At 46.2% G+C, this 22,703-nt stretch carries 19 protein-coding genes and 1 pseudogene; 18 read left to right on the plus strand and 2 right to left on the minus strand.

The features are described 5' to 3' along the window. Positions 1-207: 207 nt before the first annotated feature. From ACE3MZ_RS05700 to ACE3MZ_RS05755, 12 genes and pseudogenes are all read left to right on the plus strand, one after another. Complete coding sequence (locus ACE3MZ_RS05700; protein WP_367054445.1) at positions 208-642, plus strand: phage tail assembly chaperone; 435 nt, start codon at positions 208-210, stop codon at positions 640-642. 207 nt (positions 643-849) lie between these two features. Next, positions 850-2,694 carry a hypothetical protein gene (locus ACE3MZ_RS05705; RefSeq protein ID WP_411345505.1) on the plus strand — a complete coding sequence of 615 codons (1,845 nt, stop codon included), beginning with the start codon at positions 850-852 and terminating at the stop codon, positions 2,692-2,694. Positions 2,695-2,728: 34 nt separating this feature from the next. After that, entirely contained in the window at positions 2,729-3,373 is a 645-nt protein-coding gene (locus ACE3MZ_RS05710; RefSeq protein WP_411345506.1) for a LysM peptidoglycan-binding domain-containing protein, read from the plus strand. Further along, the gene (locus tag ACE3MZ_RS05715) at positions 3,370-4,353 is read left to right on the plus strand and encodes a phage portal protein (RefSeq protein WP_411345507.1); all 984 of its coding nucleotides are present in this window, start codon (positions 3,370-3,372) and stop codon (positions 4,351-4,353) included. Before ACE3MZ_RS05710 ends, ACE3MZ_RS05715 begins: the two co-directional genes overlap by 4 nt. A gap of 31 nt (positions 4,354-4,384) precedes the next feature. Continuing rightward, entirely contained in the window at positions 4,385-4,756 is a 372-nt protein-coding gene (locus ACE3MZ_RS05720; protein ID WP_411346713.1) for a hypothetical protein, read from the plus strand. Then, entirely contained in the window at positions 4,749-5,207 is a 459-nt protein-coding gene (locus ACE3MZ_RS05725; RefSeq protein ID WP_411345508.1) for a DUF2634 domain-containing protein, read from the plus strand. Before ACE3MZ_RS05720 ends, ACE3MZ_RS05725 begins: the two co-directional genes overlap by 8 nt. 1 nt (position 5,208) lies before the next feature. Next, a complete protein-coding gene (locus ACE3MZ_RS05730; protein WP_411345509.1) occupies positions 5,209-6,348 on the plus strand; it encodes a baseplate J/gp47 family protein in 1,140 nt (379 codons plus the stop codon). A 106-nt stretch (positions 6,349-6,454) separates the two neighbouring features. Beyond that, on the plus strand, positions 6,455-7,054 hold the full coding sequence (locus ACE3MZ_RS05735; RefSeq protein WP_411346714.1) for a YmfQ family protein: 600 nt from the start codon (positions 6,455-6,457) through the stop codon (positions 7,052-7,054). Next, on the plus strand, positions 7,054-8,307 hold the full coding sequence (locus ACE3MZ_RS05740; RefSeq protein ID WP_411345510.1) for a phage tail protein: 1,254 nt from the start codon (positions 7,054-7,056) through the stop codon (positions 8,305-8,307). The genes ACE3MZ_RS05735 and ACE3MZ_RS05740 overlap by 1 nt, the downstream gene beginning before the upstream one ends. Before the next feature lie 24 nt (positions 8,308-8,331). Further along, positions 8,332-8,730: pseudogene (locus tag ACE3MZ_RS05745) on the plus strand (holin family protein); the annotation flags it as partial. Positions 8,731-9,446: 716 nt separating this feature from the next. After that, positions 9,447-10,403, plus strand: a complete 957-nt coding sequence (locus ACE3MZ_RS05750; protein WP_411345511.1) for a glycoside hydrolase family 25 protein — start codon at positions 9,447-9,449, stop codon at positions 10,401-10,403. A 201-nt stretch (positions 10,404-10,604) separates the two neighbouring features. After that, complete coding sequence (locus tag ACE3MZ_RS05755; protein ID WP_411345512.1) at positions 10,605-10,889, plus strand: holin; 285 nt, start codon at positions 10,605-10,607, stop codon at positions 10,887-10,889. Between the two features lie 387 nt (positions 10,890-11,276). Here the strand turns inward: ACE3MZ_RS05755 and ACE3MZ_RS05760 are convergent, their stop codons facing one another. Further along, positions 11,277-13,151 carry a 5'-nucleotidase C-terminal domain-containing protein gene (locus ACE3MZ_RS05760; RefSeq protein WP_411345513.1) on the minus strand — a complete coding sequence of 625 codons (1,875 nt, stop codon included), beginning with the start codon at positions 13,149-13,151 and terminating at the stop codon, positions 11,277-11,279. A gap of 478 nt (positions 13,152-13,629) precedes the next feature. Between ACE3MZ_RS05760 and ACE3MZ_RS05765 the strand changes: the two genes are divergently transcribed. The 5 genes from ACE3MZ_RS05765 to ACE3MZ_RS05785 all read left to right on the plus strand — a co-directional run bounded on the left by ACE3MZ_RS05765 (position 13,630) and on the right by ACE3MZ_RS05785 (position 19,955). After that, entirely contained in the window at positions 13,630-15,273 is a 1,644-nt protein-coding gene (locus ACE3MZ_RS05765; RefSeq protein ID WP_411345514.1) for an ABC transporter substrate-binding protein, read from the plus strand. A 124-nt stretch (positions 15,274-15,397) separates the two neighbouring features. Next, positions 15,398-16,402, plus strand: coding sequence for an ABC transporter permease (locus tag ACE3MZ_RS05770; protein ID WP_411345515.1), 1,005 nt, complete (start codon positions 15,398-15,400; stop codon positions 16,400-16,402). An 11-nt stretch (positions 16,403-16,413) separates the two neighbouring features. After that, on the plus strand, positions 16,414-17,310 hold the full coding sequence (nikC, locus tag ACE3MZ_RS05775) for a nickel transporter permease (protein ID WP_411345516.1): 897 nt from the start codon (positions 16,414-16,416) through the stop codon (positions 17,308-17,310). A 253-nt stretch (positions 17,311-17,563) separates the two neighbouring features. Beyond that, the gene (locus ACE3MZ_RS05780; protein WP_411345517.1) at positions 17,564-18,982 is read left to right on the plus strand and encodes a deoxyguanosinetriphosphate triphosphohydrolase family protein; all 1,419 of its coding nucleotides are present in this window, start codon (positions 17,564-17,566) and stop codon (positions 18,980-18,982) included. A gap of 31 nt (positions 18,983-19,013) precedes the next feature. Next, positions 19,014-19,955 carry an MsnO8 family LLM class oxidoreductase gene (locus ACE3MZ_RS05785; RefSeq protein ID WP_411345518.1) on the plus strand — a complete coding sequence of 314 codons (942 nt, stop codon included), beginning with the start codon at positions 19,014-19,016 and terminating at the stop codon, positions 19,953-19,955. 637 nt (positions 19,956-20,592) lie between these two features. On the opposite strand, the gene ACE3MZ_RS05790 is transcribed toward ACE3MZ_RS05785, so the two are convergent. After that, positions 20,593-21,546 carry a D-2-hydroxyacid dehydrogenase gene (locus ACE3MZ_RS05790; protein ID WP_411345519.1) on the minus strand — a complete coding sequence of 318 codons (954 nt, stop codon included), beginning with the start codon at positions 21,544-21,546 and terminating at the stop codon, positions 20,593-20,595. Positions 21,547-21,797: 251 nt separating this feature from the next. Here ACE3MZ_RS05790 and thpR point away from each other — a divergent pair, with 251 nt between their 5' ends. Continuing rightward, the gene (gene thpR, locus ACE3MZ_RS05795; protein ID WP_411345520.1) at positions 21,798-22,367 is read left to right on the plus strand and encodes an RNA 2',3'-cyclic phosphodiesterase; all 570 of its coding nucleotides are present in this window, start codon (positions 21,798-21,800) and stop codon (positions 22,365-22,367) included. Positions 22,368-22,703: the final 336 nt, after the last annotated feature.

Raw genomic sequence — 22,703 nt, forward strand, 5'->3', positions numbered from 1 at the left:
GCGGTAAATTCGAGAACGATGGATTTGCCGCATGTTTCATTTTTGTGTTTAGTGAATTGTTATGTCTATTGCACTGTTACGTTTGTTTAGATATGACGTATGGTTTGTTGGCTAAGGCGTAGTAAGAACTGTTAACTGTCATTTGTCATGGTTGTAAGGAACCAGTATGGAACGAAATCTATTTTACTTTTCAGGAGGCATTTACCTATGAGTTTGAATGAAAATCTGTCGGAAGAACAAATCTTGGATAGTCTGTTTGAAGCTGCGGATAAGCTGCCAGAGGAAACGGTGCGCATCCAGCGTCTGGATCTGCTGATGACACTGCGCGGTTTGACGTCGAGTAAGGTGGATAGCATTCGTGAGCGTTGCACCGTGCGCAAGACGGTAAAAGGTCGCACGGAGGAGAAAGTGGATACAGAGACGTTCAACGCGCTGCTGATCTCGGAAGCGACTGCTCAATTGGAAGTGAAGGGTCTGGCGCTGAATGGCTGGGGCGATCCACGAATTACGAGTCGTTTGAAACTGTCCGGCGGTGAACAGGCAGTACGTCGTATGCTGCTGGCAGGCGAACTGGATGCCGTCGGTGACAAAGTGCTCGAACTGTCCGGCTTCGGCGTGGAGCTTGAAGACTTAAAAAACTAATCCACACCGGCGGAATCACGACGATGATGTACCACATGTGGGCACGCCATCATCTCCGACCGGGCGACTTCTGGAATTTGCCGAGGGGCGAGCGCATGATGCTGATCGCATTTTCACAGGAGGAAATGGATGCAATGACTCAATCCAATAGATAGTACGCAATCTCTGATCCCATAGAATTTGATAATGATATCAGGAGGTGACGCTATGGCTACAGATATTACAGAATTGCGTAAAAGCAACGGTGAATTAAGGGCGACTGTTCGTTATTTTGATCAAATTCAGCGTGCAAGTGAACGATTAGGTCGAACTCAATATCAAAATATAATGAAGCTAAATAACGAATTGAAGTTTACCGTTCGTTATTTTGAGAGTGCTTATCGTACTGCACTCAAGTTAAGTCGCTTGAGATTGATGCCAACGATCAGCTTAAACGATCAAGCTACTCCGGCACTACAGCGACTACTTCGGAAGCTGCGGAGTGTACAGGACGAAGCGATCAATGCATCAGGTCATTACACAGTAAAGCAAAAATTGGACGTATTTATTAAAGGATTGAAAATTCCACCTCCAGGTCCCGTAAATGTAACAGTGGATTCCAACTCGAATTCTAATTTGTTAGCACTTTTAAGTTCTAGCAAAACAGAAAAAGCAGAAGAACCGAAAAGCTTGTTCGATAAAATATTAGAATGGATTGATAATGCTAATAAAGTTGCAGACTTTATCAGCAATTTAATAGAAATTCCAGAAAAAATAATAAACCTATTTAAAAAAAATAAAGACGACGATTCTGATAAAGGTTCGAATGCAGATCGTGCAGCAAAAGGTAATAAAAAATGTTGCTGTTGTTGTAATGGCAGTGGTGGTAGTGGTGGCAATAGAAATGGTAGAAGAGGATCAAGAAATCGTGGATCTGGTAGAGGTAGCGGACGAGGTTCAAACAGGAATGCACCGCGTCGTGGAGGCAACTCTAATAATCAACGCGATCGTACGCAAAATAATAGTGGGAATAGAGGCGGTAATGGAAGTGGTGGTTCCCTTAGTTTCTCGGATCGGATAAAAAATATAGGCAAAAATGTAGGGCAAAATCTAGGTGACAAATGGAAATCAGCAAAAGGGTTTGTTGGTGGTCAAATGTCAACAGGAAGCGGTCTACTATCTCAAGGAATGAATGGCTTAAAAAATCTAGGTAATAAGGCAAAAGAATTAGCATCTACAGGATGGAACAAAGCTAAATCTATCATTCCACAAGGACAAGGAAATGGAGCTGATTCTGGGTTTTTATCCCGTGGAATGAATGTTCTTAAAAACGTGGGGCAAAAATTCACATCTAGTTTAGGTGGAGGTCGTTTAAGTGGTATAACCGATTTCGCCAAAACTGCAGGTAAAGGTCTTGCAAAAGGTGCAGGTAAAATATTCCGCCCTCTTGGAGCAGTTATGGATATTGCCAGTATTGCTACTGCTACTAGTGGCAAAGAACGTGGAGCAGCAATTGGCTCGATGATTGCCGGAGCTTTGGGGACTATGGCAGGTGGTGCACTTGGTTCTGTCGTTCCAGGAGCAGGAACTGCTATTGGTGGTATTGGCGGAGGTATGTTATTTGGAGCAGCTGGCGACTGGCTTGGTGGCAAAATTGGTGGTTTATTTGACACTAAAAAGGCTGCAGCAGCTCCTGCAGCAAGTATAGCTGCTCCACTAGGAAGCGCCGCAACAGTTAGTGCAGCAGCAACGGTTGCAGCCAAGCCTGCTACTGTTACTACAAGTGCAGCTAACAAACCTGCAACAGGCAAAGACAGCGCTATTCAAATTGATAGCAATCAGATGAATGCAATTTCAAGTTCACTAAAAGATTTTAAAACAGAAGTGACTAATGCTGTCTCTATCAATATTCCGGCTGGTGCAGTCCAATTGACGGTCAAAGAAAACGAATTGGATTATGATGCCCTTGTTCTACAAATTGGTCAACGCGTCGTCAACGAACTGCGCAAATCGATGCAAAATCGTAAATCCAATTCACAAGGCAATACTTCAGCTAAACCAATCATGGCTTAAACACATCTAATCTTACCTAGAAAGGAGGAACACTATGGACATCTACCTGATCGACGGTACACGCAACTTTTTCCACTTCCCAGTCAACCCCGAGGAAATTACCATCTCTCGCTCCAAAGGATACGAAACGATCAACATGCTAGAGTACGGCGAGTTCGACTTTACACTCGGCGATAAAATCAAGGAAATCAGCTTTACTTCCTTTTTCCCAAAAGACTACGACGCATCGTACTGTCGATACAGCACATTGCCTACCCCGCAGGCAGCGACGAACAAGCTGAACAACTTCCTTGTCTCCAAACGTCCGGCACAGCTGGTCATTACCGGCACAGGTGTAAACGTACCTGTCTATCTGATCACCTACAATACGACGTTCCGCGGTGGAGAGCCGGACGATATTTCGTTTGATATCACGTTCCGCACTTGGCGGGATGCCAAAGTACAACAGAAGAAAACAACAAACAACGGCAAAACGACAACCAAATCCGGCTCCCGTACCGATCTCAAGCAAACGGGCAAAACGTACACCGTCAAATCCGGCGATTCATTGTCCAAGATTGCGAAGCTGGAGTTGGGTGATAGCTCCAAATGGAATGACATTTACAAGCTGAATACGAAGGTCATCGGAGGCAATCCGAATGCCATTAAACCCGGACAGAAACTGGTGATGCCGTCATGAGTTACAAGGTCATCGTCAAGGATAAATACGATGTGACACAGCTGGTCGAGACGATTAGCTTGCGCGATTCGCTGGATCAGATTTCGTATCAGGCGAGTGTGCGGCTGGCATTGGACGGCGGTTCCGGCTTGCCTGCATTGACGCCGGGTATGGATATTCGTATCAGCGGCATTCCGTTTGGCGATAAGAACTACCATCCTTTGCTGCATCCGGCAGTCATTTGGGAGATCGAAAGTACCAATAGTGGGACGAAGCGATTGAATATGACAGTATATGATCGCATGATTTATTTGGAGAAATCCGAAGATGAGTATTTGTTGCCAAAAGATCAAACAGCAAGTCAGCGTATTCGCAAATATGCCAAAGATTGGAGTATTACGTTAGGCAATATTCCAGATACAAAAACGAAGCTGGGCAAAGCAGTATACCGAGCACAGACGATTTTCTCAATGCTGTTTGCTGATCTAAAAGAAACAGCCAAATCCGGTGGTCCGATGTTCCATCCACGCATGACAAGTCGTGGATTGGAACTATTTGAGCTGGGCAGCAATAGCAAGGTGCAGGAGCTGGATCGTCTGATCGATCTCACTCAGATGCGCACGCTGGAAGGTGCCGTTACCAAGGTGAAGGTACTGGCAGCTAACGAAGCGACCAATGGCAAAGAAGTACCATCCAAAGTACTTGCCATTGAAGAAAAAGACACCGCTACCCTCGGCACATTGCAAAAGCTAATGAACGACGACCAGATCAAAACCGCGGATGCTGCCAAAAAGTACGCCAAAAATTATCTAACCGGCGTACAGCAGACGTTTACCGTAACTGCACCCGATATGAATACCATCCGTGCAGGCGATGCCGTACTGCTAAGCGGTATGACGCTGATCGTTATGACAGTCAGCCACGATCTCGGCAATCCGGGTACGATGACGCTGGAGCTGGCAACGACGGATTACGTCAGAAGGAGGTATTATCTTGAGTAAAAAAGATCCTTACGGGCATTTTGCCGACGTGATGCGCTCCACGATGTCCAAGCATACGCAGCAGGCAGTTAACGGTCTAGGCGCGGTGCTCGGCACGATGACGTCATCCGGGGTCAAGCTGGACGATTTTAAACATGAAATTCAAGATTATATGATTGCTGAATTGCCGGGAATGCTGGAACTGCCGCAGCGTATTTATACCGGCAGCACGCATGAGCAGGGACAGGGTACATTTCACGGGAATGCCACATTGAGCGATTATGCGTTTGATCCAACTGAAGTGGAAGATGCCGTGTTATACCTGAACAAAGGGCTGAAGCCTGGCGACCGTGTGCTAGCGCTGCGTGTGAACAGTGGCAATGATGTCGTTATTTTATGCAGGGTGGTGAGCGGCAATGGCTAATCTTTTCCCAAGTACTGACGATTTTATCTGGGGAGACGAGCAAAGTGTCATCGACAGTGACAGCAGTACTGTCACCTTTGGTAAAAGCTGGCGCTACGATTATGACGCTGGTGATTTTGTGATGACGCCGAGCGGACGTGTCGCTGTAGCAGATGACAAAGAGGCTTGGGTACAGTGGTGTCACAAAGCGTTGCTGACTCCACGTTACCGGCATGTGATTTATTCCCGTGATTATGGTAGCGAGCTGGAGGAACTGATCGGGACCGGTCAAGGGCGTGCCGTATTGGAAAGCGAAATGACACGCATGATTACCGAAGCGTTGTTGGTGGATACGCGGACGGAAGCGGTGGACCAGTTTACGTTTACGTGGTCGGAAGACCATTGCACGATGACCTGCCGGATTACAAGTGTGCAGGACGATACGGAAATTTTGGAAAGCGAGGTGATCTGAATTGGCAGATTTCCCATACTATCTAGAAGAACAAACAGAAGACAATATTATGCAGCGAATGCTGGACAAAGTGCCTTCGGATATTGACAAATCGGAAGGCTCTTTTATTTGGGATGCGCAGGCACCCGTTGCCTTTATGCTGTCTGAAGCGGCGATCTGGGCGCAGGAATTGCTGCGTAGAGGTTTTGCGAGTACTGCAGCTAGCAGCGATGACAGTTATCGCTCAGAGGAATTGGATCTGCGTGCTGCCGAGCATGGTGTGACCCGGCGGGCAGCTGTACAGGCAGCTGGACACATGACGTTTACCGGCGAAGCTGGCAAAGTCGTGCCTGTTGGGACAGTCGTTGCAACGCAGGCGGACGATGTGTCTGGTGAAGCTTCATTGGAATACGAAACGACAGCAGCAGTTACACTTGATGCTACAGGTAAAGCAGACGTAGCTGTACGTGCATTGGTAGCTGGCAAAAACAGCAATGTACCTGCGGGCGCAGTTACTATTTTATCGACTGCTGTTAATGGTATTACTGGTGTTACGAATGCGGCGGCATTGACTGGCGGTGCCGATGTCGAGACTGATTCATCGTTGCTCGAACGCTTTTATGCGAAGGTGCGCAATCAGGGAACAAGTGGGAATAAAGCGCAATATATGCAATGGGCAGGCGAGATCGCTGGTGTTGGAGCCAGTCGTGTCATTCCACTCTGGAAAGGACCGGGTACGGTTGGGATTTATTTGCTGGATGCTGACAAACGAGCTGCCAATGCAGACATTGTGAGCGCTGTGCAAACGTATATCGATCCAACTCAGGACGGACAGGGCGAAGGTGCTGCTCCAGCTGGACCGATCATTACCGTTATGGCAGCAGAAGAAGTACCGATTCATATCGCTGTGCAATTGACATTGGCAAGCGATGCGTCACTTGAACAGGTACAGGCGCAGATTCAACAAGGCGTTAGTAGTTATTTGAAACAACTGGCGTTTACCGATTCGCTTGTCCGCTATACACGGATTGCAGCGATCTTGCTCGATATCCCGCCAATCATCGACTACACCGGGCTGACTGTGAATGGCACCAGTGATAAAAATATCGAGATCAGTGCTAATCAGGTTGCCGTACTGGGGACGGTGACGGTCAATGGCTGATGAAACACAAATCAATACTGGAGCAAGTAATGATGCTGAAAATAGTGTTCATACTACGAATGAAGTGCAATCCCAAAGTGTAACAAGTACTTTATCTTCAAACATCATATCTGCACAAAGCGGAGCAGTATTAAGTATTGCCAGCGATGCATTTTCCAGTGTGAAAGGCGCTGAGCTATTCTCCTACTTGCCTGCGTATTATGAAACTTCACGTGTGATACGCGCTGATATGGATAGCAAGGGTGCGGAAATGGACGCTTTATATCAAGCGTTGGATGAGACATTCCAGCAATTTTTCGTTCGGACGGCAACGTGGGGCATCGAGCGTTGGGAGAATGAGTTGGGGATTGCGGTAGATGTGACCAAGCCACTGGAGCAGCGTCGTGCGGTAGCTGAAGCGAAGCTGCGCGGTGGTGGTAAGTTTTCCGGGGCTCTGGTGAAAAATGTAGCTGAAGCTTATGATGGCGGAACGGTTGCTGTAACTTTTCAACCAGAGCGCTGGAACTTCACGATCCAGTTTGTTGATACACATGGCATTCCGCCCAATCTGGACGATTTGAAAGCAGCAATCGAAGAGATCAAGCCCGCACATTTGTCGGTAGAATACAAGTTTAGCTATTTGCTAATCAAAGAAATTCATCAGGTCAAAACACTAAGTGACATGGAACTGATCCCATTGTCTAAATTTGCAGGAGGTGCAGTATAATGGCGAGCAATACACCTAATTTGAATTTGCTGAAAAAGAATCCGGCAACGGACGGAAACGATACGTTCAATGTCCAAACGATGCTGAACGATAACTGGGATAAGATCGATACAGCTGTAAAGCAGGTGAAGGATAAGGTCGATACGATCAACGTGCCATCTGCCAGTACGACCCAGGCGGGCATTGTGCAATTGACCAATGCGACGAACAGCACGAGTGAAACACTGGCTCCAACAGCAAAAGCTCTGAAGACGGTTTCAGATGCGGCATTGCCCAAGACCGGAGGAACCGTTTCGGGCACGCTGAGCATTAGTGACCCGAATACAACCCCGCTGATGATTCATAGCCCTGGTAGTAAACGCTGGGTGTCTCATTTGGAATCACCAATAAGTTCAAGTACTACTGGTGGCAGACTGCATCTATCTCCTTCAAAAAGTGTAGATGCTACGGACTGGGATTTTGATAAAGGTATTATGATCAATTCAGATACCGGACGTGTGCGTATTAAAAATGGTGTGGAAGGCGACTTTGTGACTTATAACAATCGCACGTGGCTGAATGCACAAACGAATTTGGGCACTACTCCTTCATACACACTTACTCTTGGTGACTCAGACACTGGATTTAATTGGAATGGCGATGGCTATTTTGATATTAAAAGTAATGGTAGCACAGCTGCATATGTGAATAATGGAAAGTTCATTGTACGTGACGACGGAAATAACTATTATGATGTAGGCAATGATATTCGCGATTTAAAGTCCTCTGGCGCTAATGCTAAAACCAAGCTTGCGGCTGCCGTTAGCGCCAAATCGGTTACTACAACTGCAGATGCTACTTTTGACACGATAGCAAACAATATTTTACAAATCAAAGCTCTAACTATTAACGGAGTACCTGATGTAAACTCTAATAATATTGGTAAAGATGGAAATGGAAATTATCTTTATCAAATAAATAATAATGCATCGTTTGATTGGACGTTTACTCTGCCTAATGTCAATTTCATACCATCTTACGTTTCATTAGGAATAGGGAATATTCAGTGTTTTTATAGTGATGGAAGATACAATAATGTAGGTCTTTCTTACCCGCCAACAAATTTTATTTCAAGTTCTAATAGCAGCTCAGGCATTTCATTTTCAATTGTATCTTTATCAAAAGGCGCTTTAACATTACGTGTAACGGATACTTCGTCGAGTTATACATCTTTTAGATTTTATTTGACCAATTTTACTGCTGTGGGTATATAACATATCGAAAGGAGAAGGAAGGGGATGGGGGAGCCTTGGCCGCAAATCATCAAGATAGTCTCGACGGCATTTGGCGGTGCTGCGGGCTACCTGTTTGGGGGTTGGGATGTGTTGATTAATTTGTTGTTGTTGCTTGTAGTAGTAGATTGGCTGTCCGGTTTCGGAGCTGCCTGGATGCGAGGAGAGCTGAAAAGTCGGATCGGGTTCAAAGGCATTATTCGCAAAGTGACAATTTTTGTTATCGTTGCTGTCGCGCATTTTATAGATCAGGCACTCGGAAGTTTGCGTTACTTCCAAGATGCGGTGATCTTTTTTTATTTGGCAAATGAGCTGCTGTCTGTCATTGAAAATGTCGGCAAAATGGGACTGCCGATGCCGGATATTTTGCGCAATGCGGTACAGATTTTCGAATCAAAACAGACACCGCCTGAAAATCCGAATCTGACTACAGAAGCGCAGCCGGAAGCAGTGAAGGAGAAATTTAGCGAAAAAACCGACGATGCTCATTCAGCACAGTCGGTTGATTCGCCGAACAATGTCACGACAACTGGAAAAGAAACCGTTGCCGATTTCTCCACAAAAGAAGATTCGTCTGATCTGCATCCATCGTCGATCAATGTACATGCTACAGATCCCGACGAAGGTCCAAACGATGCCAATCACCGTTCTTCCTAAAATAATCATCAATGCCGTTATAACGACAGGCATAAAGCAGAGTGAGCGTCGCTTTATGCCTGTTTTTTACAATAACAACCAGATTGCAAAATGATGCTGTCATTTGAGTACCAGATCTAGGATTAGATGCAAACTGTCAAACGACGTTCAATATGATACATCGTCATATACAAACGTACACGTTACTGTATTTCATACAACGGATGATGCAAATGGAATTTTAAAAATATTTAAAAACAGTTCAAAACAGGTTGTACATGTGCATCTTATATTTCCTTATATAATACAGGATGCTTTTCACGACAACATGCAACATGCCAATCATCTGTTCTATGTTAGAACGCAGTCCCATTCTTTTCTTACGCAAACTATGAACACTTACTGCAAAGCAGACAGAACCAGCCGAATCATAACGCATTCATCTAAACGAATGTCATGAACAGACTTGAAAGGAGGATAACACCATGCAATCACGAAGTAGCAACAATGCTCAGGGGATCGATGTATCGCATTGGCAAGGAACGATCAACTGGAGTAAGGTGAAGGCTTCTGGCAAACAGTACGTTTTTATCAAAGCAACCGAAGGAAGCAGCTACCAAGACAAGCAGTTCATCACCAATGTCAAAGGGGCAAAAGCGGCGGGATTACTCGTCGGTGCCTATCATTTTGTAAATGCGACTACGGCAGTAGCAGCGCGACAGGAAGCAACGAATTTTGTGACCCGTCTTAATGAAGCGGGTGGCGTTTCTTCTTTTGATCTGCCGCCGGTGATGGATTACGAGAACAATCCTGGCAATTTGAGCAAAAGTGGCATCAATGCCGTAGCACTTGCTTTTTTGCAGGAAGTGGAGCGACAAGGTGGGCGTAAGCCAATTGTGTATACGGGCAATGCGTTTGCACAGAATTTCGATGTTACTTTTGGCGCGTATGACTTGTGGATTGCCCGTTACAGCAATACGCGCATACCGGATCATAGCGCAGCATGGCAAGAATGGGATTTCTGGCAATATACCGATTCCGGTCAGGTGGACGGGATTAGCGGTGGAGTGGATCTGAATGCTTACCGCGGTACGCTGGATGAATTGAAAGCACGTTATATCCAAAAACATACGGAGCAGGGAGGTGACCAACCGATGACAACTGATGAGCAAAAAGCATTTGCCGCGCTGCAAGCAACCGTTAAAGCACAGGCAGATCGTATCGCTGCCTTGAGCGATAGCCGTGATTTGCTGAAAACCAGCATTAGCAAAATCGACAGCCGGGTACAATCCGTTGAGAAAAATCATTCCATGGATGTGCCGGAATGGGCAAACGAAGCAGTACAAAAAGCAGTTCAAGCTGGCATTATTAACGACCCGGATGGCGGCAGTTATGATTTTTACCGCTTACTCACTGTACTGGATCGTAAAGGTTTGATTTAACTGAAATGACGACAAGCTAGAGTCAATGCTGAACCAAGCGAAGAACCAAGCGAAGAACCAAGTGAAGAACCAAGCGAAGAACCAAGCCTATAGTTAAACATATGATTTATATTTTTCGATCACCTATGTACAAATGAGAACAACAATGAAGATTGACAACAGAATGGAAGCTAAAAACAAAGAACAAAGGAGCGATTCTTCATGGCAAACGACCTGTTAAACAGCGTACTCGCTTTTGCATCTACACTGGCGGTTATTGTACTGGCACTAGTACAACTGGTAAAAACGACAGTGAATCTACCCAAAAACTGGGTGCCGTTGATTGGTACAGTAGTTGGCATTCTGATCGGCGCCGCAGCGTATCCATTTACCGATCTGGAGTTAGTGCCGCGACTATGGGCAGGCGGTCTAGCTGGATTGTCGGCGACAGGATTGTTCGAATTGGCGTTTAACCCGAAAAATGGTACGACCAAAGAGAGCATCTAATCTGTACTGAATAGCAGATAAACTGTCTTTCAGTGAATAGAATTGCATTGCAAGCATGCAAATAGCAAATAGCGAAACAACATATGTATAGAAGTGTAACAGCAGTAAGACAACTACAAGAACTACAAGAACAGCATAAAAGTTAAAAGTAGTACAATGACATTCTAAATTGAGTACTTGGAAAAAAAAGCCTGTATCCCATTTAAGTGGATACAGGCTTTTTGACGTACATATACCTCGGAACTACATATACCAAGATCAATCACAGTTCTAGATCATAGCATCACATACACTGCGTATAAATACTGCATACATACCGCAGCAGCCCAACAACCTCGCAATCACAGCTTGCAATCAATTCCCAATTCTATCTTACAATCAAGAATATTATGAAGCTTTTGTCGCTTTTACAGGCAGCTCAAGCTTTTGACCCGGATAGATCCAATGTGGATTGTTCAGGTCGTTCAGATCGCGCAGTACTTGCCAGGTTGTACCATGACTTTTAGCGATGGAATACAGCGTATCCCCATTTTTTACCACATAGGTGCTGCCATCTGCTACTGGTGGTTTTACCGGAGTAACAGGTTTGGTAGGTGTCGGCTTCGCAGGTGTGGCAGGCTTAGCCGGTGTAGTTGGTGTTGGTTTAGCTGGCGTAGCAGGTGTTGTTTCTTTGCCTGGTGTGGCGGCAGCTTCTACACCTTCGGTGATACGTTTTTCGGCAGTCAGGCTCTTAGTGCCGTTGGCTTGCATGTACTCGATCAATGCTTCATCCAATGTACCGTACGTACCGGTTTGCTGTTTGCCTACAAACATCGTGTACTCGTCACCACCAGCGACCATAAAGTCGTTGGTTGCTACATTGTACGTTTTGGTCAGATCCAGCGGTTTGCCGCCTACGGTAATCGTATGAACACGGCTACCTGCTGGTTTGGAAGTATCGATTTTGTACGTGATACCAGATACATGGGAAAATGCACCTTTAGCTGTCGGGTAGTCAGTCGCTCCATTTTCCAGAGCGGCTTTGATGTCCGCGCCTGTTACTTCAATAGAAATAACCAGGTTACCGAATGGCAGCACGGTAACGATCTCACCTTTGGTCACAGGACCTGCGTCGATCGAAGCACGGATACCACCGCCGTTCGTAATCGCGGCGTCTGCACCGGAAATGGAACGCATGGCATCTGTGATCAGATCGCCGAGGTTCGTTTCACCAGCACGAACTTTCTCGCGCGCACCGTCCAGCAGAACGGACGATTGAGCAACAACTTCATTCAGGATTGGCTCCTGCGAAGCTTTGATCGAATCGATCAGGCTGGCGACTTCGGCATTTGGTTGAACGCCTTCGGCTTGCTTCTCATCAATCGTGTATGCTTCTTTTTTTGTTACATTGCCTTTGTCTACCCACAGATCGATCACACCGAGATGTTCACCATATTCGCCTGTACTAGCGATCAGGGTACCATTTTCAGTCTGCCCGTTTTGCAGCAGTGTATGGCTGTGACCGTCAATGAATACGTCGATACCCGGTACAGCTTTGACGATATCAATACTCGTTTGCTCGGTCGACTGATCCATACCGATATGACCGAGTGCGACGATGACATCGACTTTGCCTTGCAGCTCGGATACCATGTTGCGTGCGGCTTCAGTTGGATCGGTGAACTCTACGTTTTTGACATTGTTTGGGTTGGTTTTATACGCCGTTTCCGGTGTTTCCAATCCGAAGATACCGATCTTCACGCCGTCTACTTCACGGATGATATACGGTTCAAATGGTGCTTTGCCCGTATCCTTTTGAATAATGTTGGATGAGATGACTGGGAAATTTGCCATTTTGGTCAATTCCAGCAAACGCTCGTAACCATAGTCGAATTCATGGTTACCTGGTTCCATAACGGCATATCCCATTTTGTTCATGACCTGAATGACACTTTCGCCGCGTACAAGTGTAGCAAAAGAAGTGCCGTGAACGGCATCGCCGTCATCCAGCAGCAGCGTATTGGGATTGGCTGCGCGATACAGATCCGCCAATCCAGCAATTTTGGCAAGACCCATGGACGGTGATTCTTCCACTGCATGGGCATGCACGTCATTCGTATGTAAGAGAGTGATATGGGTGCCTGTACCGGCATCCTGCTTCATTTGCTGCTGAATACCTTCCACCGTAAACGTAGCAGGTGCAGCCGCGCCTGCGAAGCTAGCAGCATTCAAGGTCATAAATGCTGACACAACCATTGCGAAAATCGTTTTTCCTTTGAACATATTTGTATAATTCCTCCCCTTTTGCATAATTCTCATTTATTTTATCAGCTTTCCGTTAAAAGTGTTACTACATTTATTGCGTATCTATGTAAAAAAGTTAATTTTATGTATGATATATGTAAAATATGTAATAACGATTATTTCGGCAATTTCGTATATAGTATCTTAAAAAAGAAAAAAACACATAGGAAATATACAAGATAAATTACGCATTTTCGACCTAAGTTGAGCAAAACTGCTAAAAAAAATAATAATCTGTCGAAAAACATCATTACGTGTTACATATGAAAATAAATTTCGGTTATTATGTAAAACTTGTTGCCAAAACAAGGTACATAATGTAAATTGAATTCATCCTATGGTCAATTTCGGCAATTTCGACATGGATAACTGTATACATATACATAAAGATAATTAAATAATGTATACCGTGTCGAATTGACCTCCATCTTGTTATTTCAGAAGGGAGTAATGGTTTGTGAAAAAAAGTTGGGCACTTGTACTTACACTGGTTTTATCGTTTGTCTTGATTCTGGCAGGTTGTAGCGGTGGAGGAAATGGTTCATCAACGGAACCGGCGGCTTCGGACAACGGTAGTGAAACCGCTTCCTCTGGTGGAACGCTGATTGTCGGTCGCGGCGGCGATTCGGCGGCACTTGATCCGGCAATTGTAACAGATGGCGAATCACTGAAGATTGCACAGCAAGTGTTTGATCCATTGCTGGCTTACAAAACAGGAACAACGGAAGTAGAACCTGCACTGGCGGAGAGCTGGGAAATCTCCGAAGATGCGCTGACGTATACATTCAAATTGCGTCAAGGTGTGAAATTCCATGATGGCACTGATTTTAACGCAGCTGCTGTTGTATTCAACTTTGATCGTTGGAGCGATCCAAAAAGCAAATACAAATTTGAAGGCGATTCATTCGATTATTATGATTCCATGTTTGGACCAGAAGACGCGCGTGTGATCAAAAGCGTCACTGCCAAAGATGATTATACTGTCGAAATTCAATTGAATAATCCGCAAGCACCATTCCTGCAAAACCTAGCAATGCCAGCATTCTCAATTGCTAGCCCGGCAGCCATCGAAAAAGAAGGCGCCAACTTCAAATCCAGCCCGGTAGGTACAGGACCATTCGTATTCAAAGAATGGAAACGCAGTGACTCGATCACACTGGAGAAAAACAAAGAATACTGGCAGGAAGGTCTGCCCAAAATGGATCAGCTGATTATTCGCTCCATTCCTGACAATACCGCTCGCTTCAATGCACTGCAAAACGGCGAGATCGATATGATGGAAGACCTCAGCCCGGATGATCTGACTACACTGGAAAGCAATCCAGATCTGCAAAAGTTCAATCGTCCACCATTTAACGTAGCATACTTGGGCTTCAATGTTACCAAAGAACCGTTCAACAATCCAAAAGTACGCGTAGCTCTGAACCATGCCGTGGACAAAAAAGGCATCATCGATGCGTTCTTCGCCGGACAGGCGGAAGCAGCGATTAACCCGATTCCACCAACGTTATGGGGATACAATTCCAATATCAAAGATTATGACTACGATCTGACCAAAGCAAAACAATTGCTCGCTGACGCTGGTTATCCAAACGGCATCGACAAAGAATTGACCTTCTACGCAATGCCAGTATCCCGCCCCTATATGCCAGATGGTCGCAAAGTAGCAGAAGTCATTCAAGCGAGTTTTGCCCAAATCGGTGTTAAAGTGAAAATCCAATCTCCAGAGTGGGCAACCTATCTGGACGATTTGAGCAAAGGGCAAAAAGACGATCTGTTCATCATCGGCTGGACGGGCGATAACGGTGACCCGGACAACTTCTTCTACCCACTGCTCGACAAAGACTCCATCGGCGGTAACAACTATAGCCAATATGACAGCGAACCGCTGCACAAGTTGCTCGTTCAAGCACAGCGCGAAACCGATCAGGATGCACGCGCCAAGCTGTACGAACAAGCGCAAGTCATCGTTAAAGAAGATGCACCGTGGGTGCCACTCGTACACTCCACGCCACTGCTGGCAGCGAGTGCTAAGCTGAAAGGCTACACACCATCTCCAACTGGCTCGGAGCCGTATACCGAGATCTATCTGGAACAATAATATGACTGCATCCAGTCGTATGAAGTAAGGGATAACGCGATTTTACAGCGAAAGAGACATGCTGCTATCTGTGCAGTCATGTCCTTTCACTGTCCTAATGAATGTATGGCAGGTGATCAACGAAGTGGGTTCCTACATTATTAAACGTCTGCTAGTCTTGATTCCAGTACTGCTCGGCATGACTATTATCGTCTTCTCCATCATTCATGCGATTCCTGGTGATCCGGCAGAAACGATCCTTGGGGAAAAGGCGACAGAACAATCCAAACAGGCATTGCGTGAACAACTTGGACTGGATCGTCCGCTGCTGGAGCAGTATTTCTCCTATCTGGGTGAGTTGGTGACCGGCGATCTGGGCAATTCGATCCGTACGCGTGCACCAATTAGCGAAGAGATTGGGCCGTATCTGGCGGCTACAGTGGAGCTGACCGTAGCAAGTATGCTATTTGCGATTGTGATCGGTGTGAACGCCGGGATCGTGAGTGCTTGGAAGCATAATTCATGGTTTGACTATATCTGTATGTTGATTGCATTAGTTGGGGTATCGATGCCAATCTTCTGGCTTGGTCTGATGGAGCAGTGGATTTTTGCGAACAAGCTGCACTGGCTACCATCGATTGGGCGGATGAATCAGCGTGATCCTATGGAAGCCATTACGGGCTTTTATGTACTGGATGCGATCATCTCTGGACAATGGAGTCAATTATGGACGATCATCAAACATTTGATCTTGCCATCTGTAGCGCTCGGTACGATTCCGATGGCGGTTATCGCACGGATGACACGTTCCAGTATGCTCGAAGTGATGCAGTCTGATTATATTCGTACTGCCAAAGCGAAAGGAATTTCGCAATTTCTCGTTATTTACAAACACGGGCTGAAAAATGCCTTTATTCCGGTGCTGACGGTCATCGGAATTCAGACAGGTGCCCTGCTTGGTGGCGCGGTACTGACTGAAACGATCTTTGCCTGGCCGGGTGTTGGTCGCTATATTTATGAAGCGATCAGTAACCGTGATTATCCGGTCATCCAGTCCGGCATTTTGATCATTGCCGTTATGTTTGTACTTATCAATCTGCTGGTGGATCTGCTGTACGCCGTGTTTGATCCGCGTATCCAGTACAAGTAAGAGGTGATTACATGACACAGGCTTCACTGGGTACAGGATCGGATGCACCGATCAAAGAAGTAAAATCAGGCCCTTGGCGCGACGGTATTCGGTTGTTTATGCGCAACAAGACCGCTGTGATTGGACTGATTATTGTATTGTTTTTCGTCGTGCTAGCGATATTGGCGCCGCTCATTACAAAATATGAGTATACCACTCAGGTGCTGGCGGATCGCTTACAGGCACCATCAGCACAGCACTGGTTTGGTACAGATGATCTGGGACGTGATATTTTTACCCGTACGATTTATGGTGCGCGTCTCTCGCTCTGGGTTGGTGTACTGTCTGTCATCGGTTCGATTATTATCGGAACGGTGCTTGGTATTTTGGCAGGCTTTTATGGCAAATGGGTAGATATGGTCATCTCGCGCTTTTTTGATATTTTGCTGGCATTTCCGGGGATTTTGCTGGCGATTGCGATTGTTGCTGTTCTCGGACCCTCATTGCAAAATGCGCTATATGCGATTGCTATCGTGAATATTCCGACCTATGGACGGCTGGTACGCTCGCGTGTACTGTCGCTGCGGCAGGAAGAATTCATTACGGCGGCAAGAGCGATTGGCGTGCGTGATGCACGTATTCTGTTCCGTCATATTTTGCCGAACAGTCTAACACCGATTATTGTGCAGGGAACGCTTGGGATTGCGACTGCAATTATCGAAGCGGCGGGGCTTGGATTTCTCGGTCTAGGCGCGCAGCCACCAGAGCCGGAATGGGGCAAAATGCTGTCCGATTCGCGTCAATTTATCCAGACCGCGCCGTGGACGGTGATTTTCCCGGGTTTGTGTATTTTGCTCACGTCGCTCGGCTTCAATCTGATGGGTGACGGATTGCGTGATACCTTTGATCCGAAACTGAAAAATCGTTGAGATGATCCCGCTATATTAAGCGGTTTAGACGTCTTCAATAAGGTCCGGGCCGTGAGGTCCGGATTTTTTTCTTCCTATATATAGGTGTAAAAATAGCGATGTGTACTAGCTACCTTTTGGAGCAGGTCCAAGCGCATATCCATTTCCGGCAAAAGCGACGATTTGCGGAATGAGCTTTTCGGATGCGTAAAAAATGTGTATAATCACTCCAACTGTGAACGTTACAGAAAGCATAAGTACAGGAGAGCAGGATATGGACAAATTTACGAAACTCAAACATATGCGTGAGCATCGGCAGTATGCTGAAGATAAACATGAAGCTTCCCGTGAAGCGTATGAACGTGATTATTCGCGTCTGATTCATTCACCGACCTTTCGCCGATTGCAGGGCAAATCGCAGGTGTTCGGTGCTGGAACCGGAGATTATTATCGTACTCGTCTGACCCACTCGCTGGAGGTAGCACAGATTGCTCGCCAGGCAGCGAAAAGTCTGTTAACCCGCTATCCCGAAATTCAGGAGCAGCAGGCGGATCACCCCGGTCTGATCATTCACCCAGAAGTGGTGGAGTGTGCTTCGATTGCGCATGACTTTGGTCATCCGCCATTTGGTCACAAAGGCGAAGAAGTGCTGGCTGGTATTCTGGATGACTGGATCGCCAGTAAAACGAAAGAAGCGCTGCGCGGACGTTCGGCAACGGAAGAAGAATACGAGCGTGTGTATCAGGAGATGCGTGAGAACTATGAGCATTTTGAAGGAAATGCCCATAATTTCCGACTGGTCATGTTTTTGGAAAAGCGCGAAAATCTGGACGGACTGAATCTATGCGATGCCGTGCTGCTTGGCATTAACAAGTACCCCTATTCTGGCATGGATAACAAAAAAGGATTGTATGAGCGCGAATGGCAATATATTCGCGAGATTCGTCAGCAATGGGGCATTCCTGATCGCAAAACAACACTTGAAGCTCAGCTTATGGATTTGTGTGACGATATTGCGTATTCTGCTCATGATCTGGAAGATGGCATCAAGGCAGGCAAGATCGAGGTACACGAGCATTTTATGAAAGACCCGCATATTCACAAGCTGATTATTGAGAAAATCATGACGCTGGAAGACTGGTTCTGGCAAGGTTGTAAATGGGATGAGATTTCCGCGAAGGTCGATCAGGTGTTAACAGATTATTTGCATATTTGGCGGGAAAAGCTACCAACCTGTGGTATGGATTATTCGCGTACCCGGCGTGAAGTCAAAGCGTACTGGGTAAATCATTTTGTAAGTCAGCTGGGCGTGATTGAGGATGATAGCTGGAAAAAAGTTACCTTTGTACAGGAAGGCTACGAGAATGCAGATATGCTACGCACGGTGAGCGTGCTGAAAAGCTTCGCCTGGGTAACGATGATCCGCGATCTGCGGGTACAGCGTCTACAAAAACGCAGCGAATGGATTATTCGCCGTTTATGGAAAGCATTTATCGATCAGGAAACGTCGATGGCGATTATGCCGTCTGACTGGTTGCAGCGGTTTGAACAGGATCAAGCTAGCGATCAGCCAGTATGGACGTGGGAGCGTATGATTATCGATTATATCGCCGGTATGACGGATGCGTTTGCCGAGAAAATTTATAATGAATTGTATGGATTGAAGGTTGGTTCTATCTATGATGTAGATTGAATCGATGGCAAAGCACGAAAGGAGAGACATCATGACAGAACAACAGACTTCCATTCCGCTAGGCATACTGGATATGTCTCCTGTGCTGGAGCAAGTATCGGTCGAAGAAGCGCTGGAACGTTCAGTACAATTGGCAATTATGGCAGAGCAACATGGATACGAACGATTCTGGCTGTCGGAGCATCATGATATTGCGGCGCTAGCTTGTACAGCACCAGAAGTGCTGATCGCTCATATCGGAGTGCGCACGTCCAGTATTCGGCTCGGTTCGGGAGCAGTGCTGCTGCCGCATTACAGTCCGATGAAAGTAGCGGAGACGTTTCGCATGTTGTCGGCATTGTATCCGGGGCGGATTGATCTCGGTATTGGCCGCGCGCCGGGCGGTTCGGCACATGCGGCGATTGCACTTAGCGGCAATTATCTGGCACATGTAGCAGAGATGCCACAGCTGGTAAGTGATCTGCGTAGCTTGTTACAAGATCAGTATCAAGTAGAAGGCGGCGCAGTGCGTGCTCGTCCACAGACAGCATTCCCACCACAGCTCTGGCTGCTTGGTACGAATCGCAAAAGTGCTGGTCTAGCTGCTGCGCAAGGTGCAGGTTATGTATTTGGTCATTTTATGAGTAGTAGTGACGGTCAGGCAGCGATTCAGCATTACCGCGAGCAGTTTCAGCCTGTTGCCGATGGAGAACAAGCGCGCGTGATTCTAGCAGTCAAAATCATCGCTGCCGATACCGAGGCGCGAGCAACAGGCTTGTACGAGAAATGGAAAATGTCACCTGCTGGTCTGGCAGCAGTCGGTGAGGAGATGCCAGAACCAATCATCGGCACACCTGCCACGCTGCGTCAGCAATTTACCGATTTACTGGAACAGTATCAAGCAGATGAGCTGATGCTGATCTGCCCGCTGGATCAATATGAAGAGCGCATGTATGTGTACGAGACGGCTATAGCTACAATAAAAGGCTTCTAACAGCGCATCGTCATATGAAAGCCCATCAAGCTATCGTTTTATAGCATCCTTTGCAGCTACAATAACAATGCGAATCCGATTGAAATAGCTGGAAATTGGATATCAAGCGATGGTGGCATATTTGTTCATTGTTCTCATGCCAAACTGGATTCTAGTTATCAGAACGCTACGCTGCAAAAGTTAACCCTTTCGTTATTGATTTAGCATTATATTTATACAGCTTATTGAATGAATTGATCACATTATAATGAAGAAACAGGCAGCAACCGGATGACATAAATCGGTTGCTGTTTTTGTATGAAACTGGATAAAGTACTTGCTGTTTGTCAGTTAGGATAAGCTATCTAGCTTGTTTTATGAAAAGTAATTACCGGATAATGATGTTCTTTCTTTATCATATGTAGCAGAGTATATGGACAAAAAGAGCTTCATTTTTTCGCTGCATATCGCCCTGTAATCTATGAGTTATTTCCCAGCATATGGAACAGTATATCGTTATACAAATGCAGCATCCAAAAAGCTCGTTTCTCTATTGAAGGAAACGAGCCTTTTGGGCAGTGATGTCAGCAGCAATACTTCCATTAAATACAGTAATCACCATTTTATCCATTTCATCTTTTTGTTGCGACAAGCAAGATCAGTATCCATGTTCGTAATCAACCAGATTGACTGGCAGCGATTCACCTTTGTGATACGCATTCAGATTGGCAAGGAAAATCTCCAGCACTCGATCCGTATAATACTCGTTGCTGCCAGCAATATGAGGCGTGATGATAACCTGCTCCAGCTGCCAGAGTGGATGATCTTCCGGCAATGGTTCTGGATCGAACACGTCCAGCCCTGCTCCGGCAATGATTCCTTCCTGCAATGCGGCAGTGAGATCATCCGTATTCACAGTTGGACCACGTCCCACATTGATAAAGACTGCGCTGTCTTTCATCCGCTCAAAACGTTCACGATTGAATAATTCGCGCGTATCATCGGTCAGCGGCAAAATATTCACAACAAAGTCTGCATTTGCAAGTGCGTCATCCAGACGATCCATATCGTACATCATATCAAATTCATCCAACGGCTCACCAGAACGGCGAATACCGATAACCTTCATCCCAAAGGCGCGTGCGAGATTGGCAGTACCTTTACCGATATTGCCCGCCCCAGCGATGGCGATCGTTTTGCCATGCAGTTCGCTAAACGTTCCGCTTTCGTCCCATTGATTACGACTTTGATTACGGATAGCGGTATGCAGATTACGTGCAAAGGACAACATATATGCAAAAATATGTTCCGAGATCGGAATCGTATGCACACCGTTAGCGCTAGTCAGCAATACCTGCTTGCGCTCCAGCTTATCAAGTGGCATTTTATCAACACCGGCGGACCAAGCCTGTACCCATTTGACCGGACAATCATCCGACAGGATAAAGTCTTGAAATTTGCGTGACCAGCCGACGATGATTTCCGCATCTGCTAGATCCTGCGATGATGCTTCCTTGACGGGAATCGCAACAATCTCGTCATGAGGAGCGGCTTCGCGGAGCTTTTGCTGCTGCTGTTCATTCAGTTTTTGCAAAAAAACGATTTTGGACATGTGTAAAACCTCCTCCTCGTAGATGACAAACGGGTGATGTTCATGTTCAGGATTGATCATACCAAATTTCGGAAGGGGAGGCGAATGAGGTGGCGGATGTCAGATGATAGCGGTGTGGCAGAGCTTTGTTGCTGCTTTGCACTCTGCGTAAGATTAGTGTATACTATTGGCATTCATGAAGAACGTGTGTTCGGTGCTGTGCGTTATAGGCGAATACTGATTGCACATGTAAACGAAAGGAGTGTTTGCGGATGACGGAACGTGGGCAGGAGCGTGTATTTGCGGCGATTCCTTTGACAGGAGAAGCGCAGCGTGTGCTGGCGGAATGGAGTCGGGAGATGCAGACACGGTATCCTTTTCGTAAATGGACATGGCATGAGGATTTGCACATTACACTGCAATTTTTCGGGGATGTGGATATTGCACAGTTGCCCAAGCTGCATGAAGCGCTGGCAGCGGCAACACAGCAGGTAGAGCCTTTTATGTTAAAGCTGGGGAAGCCGGATACATTTGGTGTACCGGAGCGTCCAAGGGTATGGTGGATTCAGATGCAAGGAGCACTAGATACGCTCAGGCAGTTGCAACAACACGTACAACAGGAGTGCGAACATCTTGGATTCAAGCCGGAGCAGCGTGCCTACACACCGCATATTACAATAGCGCGCAAATATGCCGATTCTACACCATTCGTACCGCTACCATCAGCACAATATCCGAGTTCGGCTCAATGGGTGGCAGATGAAATCGTGCTGTATCATACTCGGCTGGGGCAGATTCCGATGTATGAACCGGCAATGAGATTTCCACTTGGGAAGAGCTGACTATGCCCAAAACTCGCTTTTTGTCAATTTGACAAAAGCATGTTAACTATAATAATATACTTGCTGCTGCAAAAAGGCGGCAATTTGATTGGGGAAAATACAATGACAGCATAGCGAATGCTGCTGCTTTGGGCAGATATCCGGCTGACGGATATTCAAATTAACGTTGGTTCTTTTTCCGGAGCGCGGATGGACTCCGGACGGCGTTGTCAATCGTTCATGATTCAAAATTTGGATGTTGGTGTATTCAAATGAAAGGTCATACGATTACATAAGAGCCAGAGGTATGCCAACAATACTGGAGGACAAAAATGGAGTTTATTAGACGCAATCAGT

This window comes from Paenibacillus sp. WLX1005, from assembly GCF_046603685.1.
Taxonomy (GTDB): Bacteria; Bacillota; Bacilli; order Paenibacillales; family Paenibacillaceae; genus Saccharibacillus.

Bases quoted from the DNA above. Each gene is read 5' to 3' on its own strand.
- ACE3MZ_RS05700 (WP_367054445.1), top strand. From the start codon at position 208: ATGAGTTTGAATGAAAATCTGTCGGAAGAACAAATCTTGGATAGTCTG.
- ACE3MZ_RS05705 (WP_411345505.1), top strand. From the start codon at position 850: ATGGCTACAGATATTACAGAATTGCGTAAAAGCAACGGTGAATTAAGG.
- ACE3MZ_RS05710 (WP_411345506.1), top strand. From the start codon at position 2,729: ATGGACATCTACCTGATCGACGGTACACGCAACTTTTTCCACTTCCCA.
- ACE3MZ_RS05715 (WP_411345507.1), top strand. From the start codon at position 3,370: ATGAGTTACAAGGTCATCGTCAAGGATAAATACGATGTGACACAGCTG.
- ACE3MZ_RS05720 (WP_411346713.1), top strand. From the start codon at position 4,385: ATGCGCTCCACGATGTCCAAGCATACGCAGCAGGCAGTTAACGGTCTA.
- ACE3MZ_RS05725 (WP_411345508.1), top strand. From the start codon at position 4,749: ATGGCTAATCTTTTCCCAAGTACTGACGATTTTATCTGGGGAGACGAG.
- ACE3MZ_RS05740 (WP_411345510.1), top strand. From the start codon at position 7,054: ATGGCGAGCAATACACCTAATTTGAATTTGCTGAAAAAGAATCCGGCA.
- ACE3MZ_RS05750 (WP_411345511.1), top strand. From the start codon at position 9,447: ATGCAATCACGAAGTAGCAACAATGCTCAGGGGATCGATGTATCGCAT.
- ACE3MZ_RS05755 (WP_411345512.1), top strand. From the start codon at position 10,605: ATGGCAAACGACCTGTTAAACAGCGTACTCGCTTTTGCATCTACACTG.
- ACE3MZ_RS05760 (WP_411345513.1), bottom strand. From the start codon at position 13,151: ATGTTCAAAGGAAAAACGATTTTCGCAATGGTTGTGTCAGCATTTATG.
- nikC (WP_411345516.1), top strand. From the start codon at position 16,414: ATGACACAGGCTTCACTGGGTACAGGATCGGATGCACCGATCAAAGAA.
- ACE3MZ_RS05780 (WP_411345517.1), top strand. From the start codon at position 17,564: ATGGACAAATTTACGAAACTCAAACATATGCGTGAGCATCGGCAGTAT.
- ACE3MZ_RS05785 (WP_411345518.1), top strand. From the start codon at position 19,014: ATGACAGAACAACAGACTTCCATTCCGCTAGGCATACTGGATATGTCT.
- ACE3MZ_RS05790 (WP_411345519.1), bottom strand. From the start codon at position 21,546: ATGTCCAAAATCGTTTTTTTGCAAAAACTGAATGAACAGCAGCAGCAA.
- thpR (WP_411345520.1), top strand. From the start codon at position 21,798: ATGACGGAACGTGGGCAGGAGCGTGTATTTGCGGCGATTCCTTTGACA.